Below are 12,833 nucleotides of genomic sequence, written 5' to 3' on the forward strand. Positions count from 1 at the left end.
CACTATAACGTATATTTTCTTTTTCTTGCCTTTCCTGGAGAGCCGTGTCAAGCAGGAATTGGACACGCACAGACTCGTGATCGGAGGTCGACGATGATGAAGAAGAAGAGCCCGAAACGGGGCAGACCGCCCAAGGATCTGGCCGGAGATGTCCAGACGCGGATCCTCGATGCCGCCGAGCACCTGTTTCTTCAGAACGGCTACCGGAGCGCAAGCATCGACGAGATTTCTGAGATGGCGCCGGCAAGCAAGCCCACCATCTATGCCCACTTCCCCGGCAAGGAGGCGTTGTTCGCCGCCGTGGTATCGCGCAAGATCAACGGATTGACGCGGTTCGAAGGGTTCACGCCCGAGGGCCGCACGATCCAGGACAAGCTGATGAGCCTTGGGGCGACAATCGTCGAGAACTTCATCGAGGAGTCCCTGGGCATGGTGCGCGCCACGATTGCCGAGGCGGACCGATTTCCGGAGTTGAGCCGAAATGTCGGGGATGCAGGGCGCGATCGTTCAGTGAAGGCCGTTTCCCGGCTTTTGAGTGAGGCGACCCAGAAGCTCGCGCGCACGCCCAAGGGACCGTTTGGCGACAAGCGGAGCCTGGCAACCGCTCAGATCTTCCTGGATCTGATCCTGCTGCCGATGCTGTTTCGATCCCTGCTCGGGGAGACGCCGAAGGATCTGAAAAAGGAGTTGCCGACCTTCATGCGGGAACGGGTCGGCTTCTTCCTGGCGGCCTGCGAGGCGGACTGGCCGCACTAGCGGCCTCGGTACTCGTTCGGGTGGCGCTTAAAGCGCCACCCGGCAGCTTCCAAAGCAATATCAAAGCAATGTTGTCGGCCGCGAGATCTCGTCAGCGCGACGGAAGGCTCAGCAATTCCCGGCGACAGGCTTCGCCGAAGTCGCGCAAAGGGTCTATTTCCTTGTCCAGGGACGCGGCCAGTTCGGCAAATGTCGGGTTGGGCGCCAAGTAGGTCTCGATGATCAGGCGCCCGGTCCTCTCGGCGGCGGCGACCACGTCGTTGCTCGAAACGATCCTCATTCGCCCAATCAGCGCATGCAACCTGACCAGTTCGGAAATCTCGGATTCGTTCCTGACCAGCGCGTCGGCGTAGAGCCGGGATGCTTCCTCGACGAAGCTTCGGTAGAGGCTTTCGCGGCTGGAGAAGGAGCGGAGGTGATGACGCTCGCGCTTCTTGCGGCGCTGGGCGGCCCATCCGCTCACGATGCTCGAGACCGCGCCGAAAGCCGAACCTCCGAACGCTGCCAGGGCGGGAACGTACATTGTGCTCACGTGATGACCCCACTCATTGCGCTGATAGATGGCTTAAACTATACGGTATAGTATATATAGTAGAGGATTGAGCGTGTCAACGCAACCCTGTTCCGCACGACGATCCTTGGGATGGTTTTGCTGCTGCAGAGCAGGTCCCGGTCGGAGCCGTGTTGCCGTGGTGAACGGCACTACGCCGAAGTGACATCAGTCCAACGAGGCGTTTCTTAGGGAGGCAGTCGCTCCCCTTTTTGCAAGAACTGTCAGCCCCCGGAGATTCCGGAGGAGCCGGCCCTGGTGAAAAGCACACTTGGCTGCGACCGATTGCGGTGATGCATGGCGGACATGTCCCGGTCCTAGCCCTCTGAACTCCGCATCCGGAGCGCAACTACAAGCATGATCTCCCTGCTTGACAAGGGCGTCGATGTGCGCTGTATATGAACTATACGGTGTAGTATATTTCGGAAACTGACAATGTCAACGTTCTTGCTGACGCTCGCAAAGGAAAACCCCTGGCCGGCGCTTGCGCTCGCCTCACTCAATCTCGTCGTCGCCTTGTCTCTGATGGGCATCGCATTGGCGCTCGGCATTACCGTTTCGTTGCTAGCCTGGATCCATGCTCATTTCGATAGGCAGATCGTGCCGATCGCGTCTCGAGCCGGGCGGAGCGCCGCCCGATGACCGCAACTCGTTTCACCTTGCTCGGGACAGCATCACGTCATGACCAGATCTCCTGAAGTTCTGCCCCTTGTCGAAGTATTCGACGTGATGCGTCTGGATCCGCCCGCCGGACACGTTGTGTGGACCGGTCTCACGGGCACGCGATCGGCCCTCAAGCGTGACGGGTTCGAGATCGATCCGGAGCGGACGGCGTATTGCCCAAGCGAATGGCTCGACGAGCGCGGCTATCTCGACAGCGAACTCGCGCGCGCATCAGCGCGCCTGGGGCATCTGACCATGAGACGAACTGATTTTATCCTCAGGAGCCGAGTGCCGTGAGCAGGAAATTTGCTCTATCAAATGCGCGCGAGCAGCTCGGCCGAATCCGCAATTCCCCTGCGCGGCTATTTCCTGTCGGTTGGAGGAGCGTTGCTGTTGCTGCTGCTCGCCGCCGACTGGGTGCTGCCCGCGCCCGCGCCGATCCGATCTGATGAATCGCATTCTGTGCGCCCGCAGATCCGGATCCTCTCCGAGATGAAGCCGCCGGAAATGGTTGTCATCGATACCAACAGGGCCGCCCCGACCCCGGTGCCCCCGGACGAGATCGCCTCGAGCAGCTGGCAGTTGCCGAGCTCCGAGTTAGCAAACGCAGCACAGCAGCCGCCTCCGTCAGTCTCTGAGCAACTCGACGAGGCTGAGGGTAGCCCCGTAACATTGCCCCAAACCCACTCCCCTGCTCGCGAGAGCTTGGCGCAGCTTGAACCGGCCGTTCGCGATGAGGCTGGTCCGGGCAAAAGGCACCGCGTCGTCAAATCGGAACCGCAGCGCAGGTTTGCCCAGGACCGGAGATGGAGCCGGCAACCTGCTCGGCATCCAGCTCTCGATACTGATCTTGGGTCGTGCGATTCCCCGGGCCATCAGCACGGCTCTTGCCGATACGCGTTTATGCAGCCCCGGCGAACGAAGCCCCCCTTCACAGAAGCGCAGGATACCCGATGACGAAGAAGCGGCTATTTGCCATCATGCTTTGCTCCGCCACGCTTGCCGCCGCCGACGTCGCTGCTGCCACGCCGCCACCTTTGGACGCCGCAAGTCTAGGTGCAGCCGATCAGCACGATGCCGAGGATGCAGCGCTTCGCCGCATGCTCGAGCAATTTCGCGCCATACAGATATCGCTGACCGAGGCGATGGCTACCGCGGAGCGTTTACACGACGGTTCGCGGACCGCGGACATCAGCTTCGAAATATCGGGTCCGCCCGTCTATCGCGTGCGGACGGTGAAGAATGAACGAATTTGGGAAAACGTCATCGATGCGAACACCGGGCGCGTGCTTCAGAAGGAAACGACATCGTCGCTGAAGGAGCTCGATCGAGGCGATCTGGCCAATATCATCGCCCTGAAATGGATCAAGCAACGGTTGTCTGATGCGGTGCGCGTTGCCGAGAAGGCCGCGGCCGGAAGCGCGCTTGCCGGCGGTCTGATGAAGCAGGATGGCAAACTCAATTTCGTGGTCGTCATCGCCAACGGCGACCGCTTGAAAGAGGTCATGCTCGAGCCGCCCAAACTCGCCACTGAGGGGGCGATCCATCAGTAGCGGCCTCATGGTCGGGGGCTCAGGCACGATCTTGTGAATTGCCTGATGCGGCGGACTTCACTAGATAAAAAATACACCGTATAGTTTCTTTAAGGCTGAACGATGCTGACCCGTCGACGTAAACTTAGACCCGAGCCACGCATCGCTTGCATCACCTTCCTGCTGGCGGCTGTGCTCGCGGGCGCGAGCTTGCTTCCGGGCACGAGCCACGGCCATGCGCTGCACGGCCTCACCACTCGCCACACGCATCATGGCAATCTTGGTTGCAGCTCAGTCGTTCGGCAGCCGCAGCACCACAGCAGAGCAGCGGAGGCCGCAGCCGGCAAAAAGCAGCCCCGGAGCGCGGTCCCGCATGCAGTGACCCGCACCAGTCTGGCCGACGGGCACCGCCCGCTCTCGCTCGGCTCGTCGGGCCATCCACTCTCTACGCGCCGATCAGCCTAGAACATCCGCCTCAGGTCACCACAAAAAACCAACAGCAGGCCAACTCATGAACTTCCAGCCCAGAGCAAACCTCACTACCGCGCAACGCCGGCTACCATTTGATTGCATCGCCTTGCTCCTGCAGGGCGGCGGCGCTCTGGGCGCTTACCAGGCCGGCGTCTACCAGGCTCTCTCCGAGGCCGACATTCATCCGGATTGGGTCGCCGGCATCTCGATCGGCGCGATCAACGCGGCCATCATCGCAGGCAATCCGCCCGAGGCGCGCGTCGACCGGCTGCGTGATTTTTGGAACGAGGTGACCTCGCACGGGCCCTGGCATTGGCCCGGCGCCTCCCTGTTGGATTCGTTTCAAGGCGATGAGACTCGCAATCTGCTCAACCAGATCAGCGCGAGCTTTGCGCTGGCCTGCGGCGCAACCGGATTTTTTTCGGCACGCCCGACGCTGCCCTGGCTGCAAGCCGGCGGGAAGATCGAGGCCACCAGCTTCTACGACACCCGCGCGCTGAAGAGCACCCTGGAGCGTCTGGTCGATTTCGATCGCCTTAACGCCGGCATGACGCGCTTCAGCGCGGGTGCGGTCAACGTCAGAACCGGCAATTTCGTCTATTTTGACAATACTACGCACAGGATCCAGCCGGAGCATGTCATGGCGAGCGGCGCGCTGCCGCCGGGCTTTGCCGCCGTGGAGATCGACGGCGAGCACTACTGGGACGGTGGCCTGGTGTCCAATACGCCGCTCCAGTGGGTGCTCGAGGGGAGCGCTCCCAAGGACATGCTTGCGTTTCAGGTCGATCTCTGGAACGCGCGCGGTCAGCTTCCGCGCAACATTGCCGAGGTCGCTACGCGCCACAAGGAGATTCAATTCTCGAGCCGCACGCGGGCAAATACCGATCAGTTCAAGCACGTGCAGCGTCTGCGCCACGCGCTTGCCGCTTTGCTCAACCGCCTCCCTGAGGACCTCAGCCAGCACGAGGATGTAAAGCTGCTCAGCACGGCTGCTTCTCACAGCGTCTATAACATCGTTCAGTTGATCTATCGCGCGCGCAGCCACGAAGGTCCCTCCAAGGACTACGAATTTTCGCGTCCTTCGATGCAAGACCATTGGCGCGCCGGCTATCACGATGCGCTACGCACGCTGCGCCATCCCGAGGTGCTCGCTCGCCCCACCACGCCGGACGGCGTCTTCACGTTCGATCTTGAACAGGATGGCCGCGAGTGACCAGGCACATGATTGTGGACCGCATGGAGAAGGCGAATGCGTGAGAGTGAGGTCGTCAAGCAGGCGTTTGCAATGCCGCTTACCAGCCCGGCCTATCCGCCGGGACCGTATCGGTTCGTGAACCGCGAATACCTGATCATCACGTATCGCACCGATCCGGCAAGGCTGCGCGCCGTGGTGCCTGAACCGCTGGAGATCGACGAGCGCGAGGCATTCGTGAAGTATGAATTCATTCGCATGCCGGACTCCAGTGGCTTTGGCGACTACACCGAGAGCGGCCAGGTCATCCCGGTGACCTTCCACGGGCGCAAGGGCGGCTACAATCACTGCATGTTCCTCAACGACGACGGGCCCATTGCGGGGGGACGCGAGCTTTGGGGCTTCCCGAAAAAGTTCGGTCAGCCGGCATTGCGGACCGAGATCGACACGCTCATCGGCACCCTCGACTACGGCCCGCTGCGGGTTGCAACGGGCACGATGGGCTACAAGCATCGCGAGGCCGACCTCGGAGAGGTCGAGGCCGCTCTCAAGGAACCGAACTTCCTGCTCAAGATCATTCCGCACGTCGATGGCAGTCCGCGGATCTGCGAGCTGGTCGAATACCGCCTCGAGGACATCGTGCTGAAGGGCGCCTGGAGCGGGCCCGCGGCACTGTCCTTGACGCCCCACGCCTTGGCGCCCGTCGCCGAGCTGCCGGTTCTGGAGATCGTCTCCGCGATCCATATCCGGACAGACCTGACGCTCGGTCTCGGCCGGGTGGTCCACGACTATCTGCAACAGCCGCTCCGGCGTTCGCTCAGGGCCACCGAGAGAATCCTGGTGACGTGATCGATCTCGTGCGTCAGAAACCAAACAGGTGAATATGATGGGTATTTTGAACGGTAAGACGGCCGTCGTGACCGGCTCGACCAGCGGCATAGGCTTGGCGTGTGCGCGTGCGTTTGCAGGCGCAGGCGCCAACATCGTGCTCAACGGAATGGGTGCGCCGGCGGAAGTCGAAAGCGAGCGCGCTGCGATCGAGAGCAATTTCGGGGTGAAGGCCGTCTACTCGCCCGCCGATATGGCCAAGCCCAAGGAAATTTCCGAGCTCATCGCGCTCGGGGAGAAGACCTTCGGCAGCGTCGACGTCCTCGTCAACAACGCCGGCATCCAGCACGTGTCGCCAATCGAGGAATTCCCGGTCGAGAAATGGGATGCGATCATCGCGATCAACCTCTCCTCCGCCTTCCATGCCATTCGTGCGGCCGCGCCCGGCATGAAGCGACGCGGCTGGGGACGCATCATCACGACGGCCTCGGCGCATTCGCTGGTCGCCTCCCCGTTCAAGTCGGCCTATGTCGCGGCCAAGCACGGCATCGCCGGTCTCACCAAAACCGTGGCGCTGGAATTCGCCAGATCGAAGATCACCTGCAACTGCATCAGCCCGGGCTACGTCTGGACGCCGCTGGTGGAGAAGCAGATCCCGAATACGATGGCAGCGCGACACATGAGGCGGGATGAGGTCATCAGCGAGGTCCTGCTCGCGGCCCAGCCCACCAAGGAGTTCGTCACCTCGGAGCAGGCGGCCGCGCTCGCACTGTTCCTGTGCAGCAACGACGCCGCACAGATCACCGGTGCCAATCTCCCGATCGACGGAGGCTGGACGGCAACCTAGGCCGCGGTCGATCTCAGGTCTTTCCCAGGCCGGAAGGCGGAATCACGGCAGGGGCTCACACGCGGATTGCATACCATGTCATTTATCGAAACTTCTTCCGACAAAACCAGGAGCACCGGCTTTGGCGAGCACGGCCACGCACCGCGCGATGCTACGGCAAAGCCGCTCGATCTCGGCGGAGATGAAAACCTGGCCGACGCTCTGCGCCGGTGCGAGGACACGTTCAACGAGGATGTGTTGCCGCTTGACGCCCGGCTGCAGGAGCCGCGCGAGTTCTACTCCGCGCTCGACATGGGTTGCCCGCCGCGCAGCCGGAAGCAGGCGAAGTCGAAGTAACCCGCTCTTCGCGCGACGTCAACGCTCCATGCACATACCGCTGCTTGAGCGCCGGCCGCCGCGGTCTGGCTCCTTCCCTACGGCCTAGGCTCCCCTTTTGTCCTGGCTGCCGAGCACGCAGCGCCATGCCGCGAGGCGTTCGGCCGGATGTTGTTTCATCCATTCGGCGAGCTGGGGTGCTCCCATCAGGCAGGACTGCATCGAGATATCGGCGAAGTCGGAGGTGGTGACGATCTGCTCGTGGCAGTTTGCCGGAGAGGCCAGATTGCACAGCACGGCAATGATTTTGATCGTGACCACAGGCCCTTTGTTTGCGATTCAAGCCTCAGCTTCAAATTCGTTAGCAGTGACATCGGGAATAAACAGCTCGTGACCTCCGGGCGCGGCATGTCCGTTCAGCCTCACTCGGATGAGAGGATGAACCGGCGATCCCGACTCTGCACCGGACGTGCGTTCATCGGGTACAGTTTGGCGAAGCGCGCGATGTCGCGTTCGTCGACTTCGACCGGGCGCGCGAGCACGATCCAGTCCACTGTCTCACTGCACGGCGGCGTCGTTAGCGATCCCTTGTAATGATAAAACGCACGCCGGGCCGGCATTAGGCGTAGGGGATCAATCGCAGGATCAATTGCGATTGGGGAACCTTTTTCCGGCGGCATCGTCGCGACGATTTTCGTGAAAGTATCGTTTGCCTTACCAGCAACCAGGAGCACCCCGATCACGGCGAGCCCGTCGCTACCGGCATGAACGAAATGTGCTTCCATGGCAAACCGCTTGCCGTCGACAAGATGCTCGCTTGGATGATGAAAGTGGAGCTGCTTCAGCACGTATTCGTCGTCGCCCAGGTGAAGCGTGTCGCCTGCGGTGTAGTTGAGCTGAATGGTGTGGCCGTTGTTGACGATCGCGACGGGCGCTTGCTCCAGCTGATCTTCAATGATTCTTTTCGGCTTATGACCGGAGCGGTAATATCAATGGGAGACTGCTGGTCGCCAGCCGAGCACACCGCAGATGCCGGGTCGAGGCCGCCCCATTTCTCAGGGCCTGCTGCTTCTTCGTAGCTCCAACTACTTTCCGCCGCGAACCCGGTGGTGGCACACAGCGGACACAGCGCCAGGCCGGTCAACAGCCTGAGTGCCTGACGACGCGGCATGGCCGCACTCACATCGCGCTCGTGATCCTCGCTCGTCTGCATCCTGACTGCTCCTGCGGTCATCAATTGCTGTCGATTGCGCGCATCAGCGCTTGCGGGACTGTAGCGGAGCTGCCTGCGAAGCAAATTCTACCGCCGACGCGCCGCACTAAGCCAACGCTTAGTACACTCTTCGCTGCAGCTATTGCTTCGTACGCTCGCTCAATGGATTCTCGTGGTGAATGATTTGAGGGTGCGTGGATGTTTGCTCAGGCGGACGCATGTTTCAGCAGGTTTGCCAGTTCATGAGCGCGCACGGATCAATTCCGAGATCGACGTGGATATTTCCCGCTCTTGCTGCCCTGCTCTACGCAGGGATCGTCGCCACACATTATGAATTTGCGGCATCCTCGATCGCCGTCCTGTTCGCGCTGGTGCTCCTGGTCGTCCTGTTCGGCACTGTGTTCGCCGCCGTGCACCACGCGGAAGTGATCGCGCACCGGATTGGCGAACCATTCGGCACGCTCCTGCTCACGCTGGCGGTGACCATCATCGAGGTGGCGCTGATCGCAACCATGATGCTGGGCCACCGTGAAGTGCCGACGCTGGCGCGCGATACCGTGTTTGCCGTCGTGATGATCGTTTGCAACGGTCTGGTCGGCCTCTGCATCTTCATTGGCGGCCTGCATTATAAGGAACAGGACGTCCAGGTCTCCGGCGCCAGTCTCTATCTCAGCGTGCTGTTCACGATCGCGACGATCACGCTCATTCTGCCGAATTACACCCTGACCGCGCCGGGTCCGGTCTTTTCAGAGGCTCAGCTGGAATTCGCAAGCGTGGTCACCCTGCTGCTGTACGGCGTCTTCGTCTACATTCAGACCGTCCGGCATCGGGACTATTTTGTGAACAGGGCTGATCAGGGCGGTAACGGCGCAACGATTTCGAGCGGGAGGCTGGCGTTGAGCGGCCTGCTCCTGCTGGTGTCCCTCCTCGCCGTCGTGCTGCTGTCAAAGAAATTCTCACTTGTAGTCGAGGCCACCAGCGCCGCAATCGGCGCCCCGCCCGCCTTCGCCGGCGTGGTCGTCGCAATGCTGATTCTGCTTCCGGAAAGCGTCTCCGCGATTTCGGCAGCCCGCAGGGACAATCTGCAGAAGAGCATCAATCTCGCGCTCGGCTCTTCACTCGCAACCATCGGACTGACCGTTCCTGCGGTGGCGATCGCGGCCTGCGTGCTCGACAAGCAGCTTGTCCTCGGACTGCCGCAGCAGAACATCGTAGAGCTGGTGCTGACTTTTGCGCTGAGCGCACTGACCTTCGGCACCGGACGAACCAACATCCTGTTCGGACTGGTTCACATGATGGTCTTTACCGTGTTTTTGTTCCTGGTTTTCGTCCCGTAAGCCGTATGGCGAGCAGCTCGCCACTGCGCCGGGGTTGCGGAGGCAACCCCGGCGGAGAAGGAAACCGGCGGGACCGTTCAGGGGATCACCCCGCAGTCGAACATCTTGTTGGCGACCGGGGCCGCAACCTTGTTGATGAACTTGACCCGCAGGGAAGGATTGCTCCTCAGGAAGCCAACCGCTGCTGCGACGATCTCCGCCGGCGGCTCGTCCTTTTTTGCCTTCAGATCGTCGCAGCTGGACGATTTGTATTTTTGAATGACCATGCCCGCCACCATCTCCAGCATGGGTCCATCCGGCGGCATCTCCGGCGGCATTTGAGCTGTAGCTGGGACAATCGACATCATCGATATCATCGCCGCGCCGATCAAACCTTTCATTGTCATCTCACGCACCCGGGAAAGAGGCGAGGTCGGCGACTGATGCGGGATCGTTCTTGATCCGATCGTCACAAGTGGGGCGCTCATCCAGCGCGAGCGCACCAGCGGCTGAGTACATCAAGGGGATCTCCTGTTTAATTATACTATACCGTATAGTTTATTTATATGCAGTCTCATTGGTAACGTGTCAAGCCCGGAGCATAAGCGAGGCCGGAGCGCTCACGCGATTGTAAAGGTACGGGTGAAACCAATGACCAGGGAAAATTCGAGCAGCATTTTGGCGCGACGCCGCTGCAAACGAACCTTTCCCACCTTGTGCAAGGAACCGGGTTCGCGCCGGCGGACTGCCGTTCCCGTGCGGAGCGCAAAATCACAAACGATTGTAGCCTGGCTAAGAAAATCGTTCGGTTGGTAGCGGGGAGTAAATAACCCCTGACTCGAGCATCCGGCTCTGGTTCTGCTGCAACCAGTACCCGGCGACGGGCAGAACAGATTGGTCAATTTATTCGCGCCAATATCCTATTCTACGACGAGCACGTAATCGATCTGTACCATCGCATCTGCGCGCGCTATCGAACGGGGCGAAAATACGGAAGCAAACGAAAAGTCGCACAGTAATCCGGGTGACGTCGGGCCACAAAAAACGTTGCACGAGACCCGGTCAGTTCTCGGCCGCCATGTCGCGAAGATCTTGAAAAATAAGGATTTTCCTATGGTGGGCGCACCAGGGCTCGAACCTGGGACCCGCTGATTAAGAGTCAGCGACGGGTTGAGAATAGTCAATGACTTAGCAGTCGCACCACTGAGCTTATCCGGCCGAAAATGGGCATTCGTCGCACGATCATAAAGCTTCGCTGGATCGCCTTGTGATTAGGCCGCCGTTTGACCTGCGATCGGCTTCCAAGCTTGACCCCGTTGCTTATCACTCAAGTATTTGGATAGCCGTCGAAAAAGCCTCTGCACGCTGGGGCGCATTGCCTCATTCAAAATGTTACTGGAAAACTTCTCGCCCATGATTGGGTCGGTGCCACCGAATTGGTTCGGTGGCCACTATGGCGGGAAAGATCAGCATGGGCGCGCGGCGCGAAGTGGTGTCAGCGGTGACGGAGCAATACCAGTCGGCCAAGCGGGCGGAAAAGGGACGGATCCTCGACGCGCTGTGCGCGACGACGGGCTGGCATCGTAAGCATGCGGTGCGCATACTCCGGCGGCGCACGACGGTTGGGCCCAGCGAGGCCGAGAAACCGCAAGAGCGTAAACGTAGATATGGTACGACGATCAAGGACGCGATGACGGCGCTGTGGGAGGCGTCGGATCGGGTGTGCGGCAAGCGGCTCAAGGTGATGGTCCCGACCTTGCTGCCGGCGCTCGAGCAACATGGCCGATTGCGGCTTGGCCAGGCGGACCGTGATCGTGTTCTGGCCATCAGCGCCGCCACCATTGATCGCCTGCTCGTCGATGTGAAGATTGCGGCGAGCGGCGGCAGGCGGCGCCGTGCCGGATTCTATTCGGCAATCCGGCGCGAGGTCCCGATCCGCACGTTCAATGACTGGAACAGCCCGGTGCCCGGCTTCTGCGAGGTCGACATGGTCGCCCATGGCGGCACGTCGGTGGCCGGCTCGTTCATCCAGACCCTGACGATGGTCGATATCGCCACTGGCTGGACGGAGTGCCTGCCGTTGCTGACGCGGGAGGGTTCGCTGGTCGTCGAGGCGATCAACCGCGCACAGAGCCTGTTCCCCTGGTTGTTGCGCGGCGTTGACTTCGACAACGACAGCGCCTTCATGAACGATGTCGTCGTGCCATGGTGTCGCGAACAGAAGCTCGAAGTGACGCGCTCGCGCGCGTACAAGAAGAACGATCAAGCATTCGTCGAGCAGAAGAATGGTGCCGTCGTCCGCCGCCTCATGGGCTATGGCCGCTTCGATGGCGTCGAGACGGCGCGCGTGATGGGCCGCCTCTATGCGGCCGCGCGGCTCTACGTCAACTTTTTCCAGCCGTCGTTCAAGCTGAAGGAGAAGCGTCGCGAAGGGGCTAAAGTGATCAAGCGCTATCATCCCCCATCGACGCCCTACGAGCGTGCATTAGCGCATCCCAAGGTGACCGCCGCCGTGAAGAAACGGCTGCGCGATCAGTATCGCTCGCTCGATCCGGTCGCGCTGTTGGCCGAGATTCGCGCAACCCAGGACGAACTCGGCAATCGCGTCGATCGTCGTGCCGGACAGGCGCGTGGCCTGCAATCCGTTCACACGAGCAACGCGCCGGTGACCGCGGCGACGTTCGCGAAGACGCTCGGCAAGAGGGTGACCGCCGGCGAGCCGCGTGCCACGCACCGGCGGACTCGTCGGCCCTATAAAACCAGGGTTCGCATGCCGTCCAAGCTCGACCCGCATATTGCTGCTGTCGAGGGCTGGCTCGCGGAGCAGCCGCAACTGACGGCGCTCGCAATCGTCGGTCGGCTGAGCGAGACTCACCCCGAGGAGTTCGGGGCGAGACAGCATTCGATCGTGCAGCGCCTGCTAAGGGCGCTTAGACAAAAGACGGCCGAGCAGTTGGTCGCGGAGCGGCCGCTTGCGGATGCCCCGACCGCCGCTCCATCGCCCGGGGTTGTGGACGGCTCGGGCTATGTAGGGCCCGACCCGCCCACAGCCCCTCTCGTCGAGCAAGCCGGGAAAGCTACCTGGCGCGGCCGATCAGTCGACCTCGCATCCGTGCCATCAGGGTAACAGTTGCTGATGCGGCAATACGG

Annotated in this window: 13 protein-coding genes, 1 tRNA gene and 1 pseudogene; 10 read left to right on the plus strand and 5 right to left on the minus strand. The window is 61.2% G+C overall.

The window, feature by feature from the left end; all coding sequences use genetic code 11:
* Positions 1-93: 93 nt before the first annotated feature.
* On the plus strand, positions 94-756 hold the full coding sequence (locus YUA_RS0137570; protein ID WP_027535262.1) for a TetR/AcrR family transcriptional regulator: 663 nt from the start codon (positions 94-96) through the stop codon (positions 754-756).
* Between the two features lie 91 nt (positions 757-847).
* Here YUA_RS0137570 and YUA_RS0137575 read toward each other — a convergent pair whose 3' ends face one another.
* Positions 848-1,219 carry a hypothetical protein gene (locus YUA_RS0137575; RefSeq protein WP_245285364.1) on the minus strand — a complete coding sequence of 124 codons (372 nt, stop codon included), beginning with the start codon at positions 1,217-1,219 and terminating at the stop codon, positions 848-850.
* Positions 1,220-1,741: 522 nt separating this feature from the next.
* Between YUA_RS0137575 and YUA_RS46335 the strand changes: the two genes are divergently transcribed.
* From YUA_RS46335 to YUA_RS0137620, 7 genes are all read left to right on the plus strand, one after another.
* On the plus strand, positions 1,742-1,948 hold the full coding sequence (locus YUA_RS46335; RefSeq protein ID WP_035972767.1) for a hypothetical protein: 207 nt from the start codon (positions 1,742-1,744) through the stop codon (positions 1,946-1,948).
* Positions 1,949-1,987: 39 nt separating this feature from the next.
* The gene (locus YUA_RS46340) at positions 1,988-2,266 is read left to right on the plus strand and encodes a hypothetical protein (RefSeq protein WP_156947558.1); all 279 of its coding nucleotides are present in this window, start codon (positions 1,988-1,990) and stop codon (positions 2,264-2,266) included.
* A gap of 656 nt (positions 2,267-2,922) precedes the next feature.
* Positions 2,923-3,522, plus strand: a complete 600-nt coding sequence (locus tag YUA_RS0137595; RefSeq protein WP_027535264.1) for a PepSY domain-containing protein — start codon at positions 2,923-2,925, stop codon at positions 3,520-3,522.
* A 490-nt stretch (positions 3,523-4,012) separates the two neighbouring features.
* Positions 4,013-5,185, plus strand: a complete 1,173-nt coding sequence (locus YUA_RS0137605; protein WP_027535266.1) for a DUF3734 domain-containing protein — start codon at positions 4,013-4,015, stop codon at positions 5,183-5,185.
* A gap of 36 nt (positions 5,186-5,221) precedes the next feature.
* Positions 5,222-6,013, plus strand: a complete 792-nt coding sequence (locus tag YUA_RS0137610) for an acetoacetate decarboxylase (RefSeq protein ID WP_027535267.1) — start codon at positions 5,222-5,224, stop codon at positions 6,011-6,013.
* 37 nt (positions 6,014-6,050) lie between these two features.
* On the plus strand, positions 6,051-6,839 hold the full coding sequence (locus YUA_RS0137615; RefSeq protein ID WP_027535268.1) for a 3-hydroxybutyrate dehydrogenase: 789 nt from the start codon (positions 6,051-6,053) through the stop codon (positions 6,837-6,839).
* Positions 6,840-6,914: 75 nt separating this feature from the next.
* Complete coding sequence (locus YUA_RS0137620) at positions 6,915-7,175, plus strand: hypothetical protein (protein WP_027535269.1); 261 nt, start codon at positions 6,915-6,917, stop codon at positions 7,173-7,175.
* Between the two features lie 84 nt (positions 7,176-7,259).
* On the opposite strand, the gene YUA_RS0137625 is transcribed toward YUA_RS0137620, so the two are convergent.
* Positions 7,260-7,475, minus strand: a complete 216-nt coding sequence (locus YUA_RS0137625) for a hypothetical protein (protein WP_245285365.1) — start codon at positions 7,473-7,475, stop codon at positions 7,260-7,262.
* Positions 7,476-7,576: 101 nt separating this feature from the next.
* Positions 7,577-8,325 (minus strand): annotated as a pseudogene (locus YUA_RS46350) (carbonic anhydrase).
* Positions 8,326-8,609: 284 nt separating this feature from the next.
* Here YUA_RS46350 and YUA_RS0137635 point away from each other — a divergent pair.
* On the plus strand, positions 8,610-9,704 hold the full coding sequence (locus tag YUA_RS0137635) for a calcium:proton antiporter (RefSeq protein ID WP_027535271.1): 1,095 nt from the start codon (positions 8,610-8,612) through the stop codon (positions 9,702-9,704).
* Positions 9,705-9,781: 77 nt separating this feature from the next.
* Here YUA_RS0137635 and YUA_RS0137640 read toward each other — a convergent pair whose 3' ends face one another.
* Both YUA_RS0137640 and YUA_RS50650 read right to left on the minus strand, forming a co-directional pair.
* A complete protein-coding gene (locus tag YUA_RS0137640; protein ID WP_156947560.1) occupies positions 9,782-10,084 on the minus strand; it encodes a hypothetical protein in 303 nt (100 codons plus the stop codon).
* Between the two features lie 713 nt (positions 10,085-10,797).
* Positions 10,798-10,898: transfer RNA gene (locus YUA_RS50650), tRNA-Ser, on the minus strand.
* A 238-nt stretch (positions 10,899-11,136) separates the two neighbouring features.
* Between YUA_RS50650 and YUA_RS0137645 the strand changes: the two genes are divergently transcribed.
* Positions 11,137-12,810, plus strand: coding sequence for a DDE-type integrase/transposase/recombinase (locus tag YUA_RS0137645; protein WP_027533615.1), 1,674 nt, complete (start codon positions 11,137-11,139; stop codon positions 12,808-12,810).
* Positions 12,811-12,833 lie beyond the last annotated feature (23 nt).

Origin of the sequence: Bradyrhizobium sp. WSM3983 (assembly GCF_000473045.1) — a bacterium.
Taxonomy (GTDB): Bacteria; Pseudomonadota; Alphaproteobacteria; order Rhizobiales; family Xanthobacteraceae; genus Bradyrhizobium.

Excerpts from the sequence above, each read along its gene's own strand:
- YUA_RS46335 (WP_035972767.1), top strand. The coding sequence starts at position 1,742 with ATGTCAACGTTCTTGCTGACGCTCGCAAAGGAAAACCCCTGGCCGGCG.
- YUA_RS46340 (WP_156947558.1), top strand. The coding sequence starts at position 1,988 with ATGACCAGATCTCCTGAAGTTCTGCCCCTTGTCGAAGTATTCGACGTG.
- YUA_RS0137615 (WP_027535268.1), top strand. The coding sequence starts at position 6,051 with ATGGGTATTTTGAACGGTAAGACGGCCGTCGTGACCGGCTCGACCAGC.
- YUA_RS0137605 (WP_027535266.1), top strand. The coding sequence starts at position 4,013 with ATGAACTTCCAGCCCAGAGCAAACCTCACTACCGCGCAACGCCGGCTA.
- YUA_RS0137645 (WP_027533615.1), top strand. The coding sequence starts at position 11,137 with ATGGCGGGAAAGATCAGCATGGGCGCGCGGCGCGAAGTGGTGTCAGCG.
- YUA_RS0137620 (WP_027535269.1), top strand. The coding sequence starts at position 6,915 with ATGTCATTTATCGAAACTTCTTCCGACAAAACCAGGAGCACCGGCTTT.
- YUA_RS0137640 (WP_156947560.1), bottom strand. The coding sequence starts at position 10,084 with ATGAAAGGTTTGATCGGCGCGGCGATGATATCGATGATGTCGATTGTC.
- YUA_RS0137635 (WP_027535271.1), top strand. The coding sequence starts at position 8,610 with ATGAGCGCGCACGGATCAATTCCGAGATCGACGTGGATATTTCCCGCT.
- YUA_RS0137610 (WP_027535267.1), top strand. The coding sequence starts at position 5,222 with ATGCGTGAGAGTGAGGTCGTCAAGCAGGCGTTTGCAATGCCGCTTACC.
- YUA_RS0137595 (WP_027535264.1), top strand. The coding sequence starts at position 2,923 with ATGACGAAGAAGCGGCTATTTGCCATCATGCTTTGCTCCGCCACGCTT.
- YUA_RS0137570 (WP_027535262.1), top strand. The coding sequence starts at position 94 with ATGATGAAGAAGAAGAGCCCGAAACGGGGCAGACCGCCCAAGGATCTG.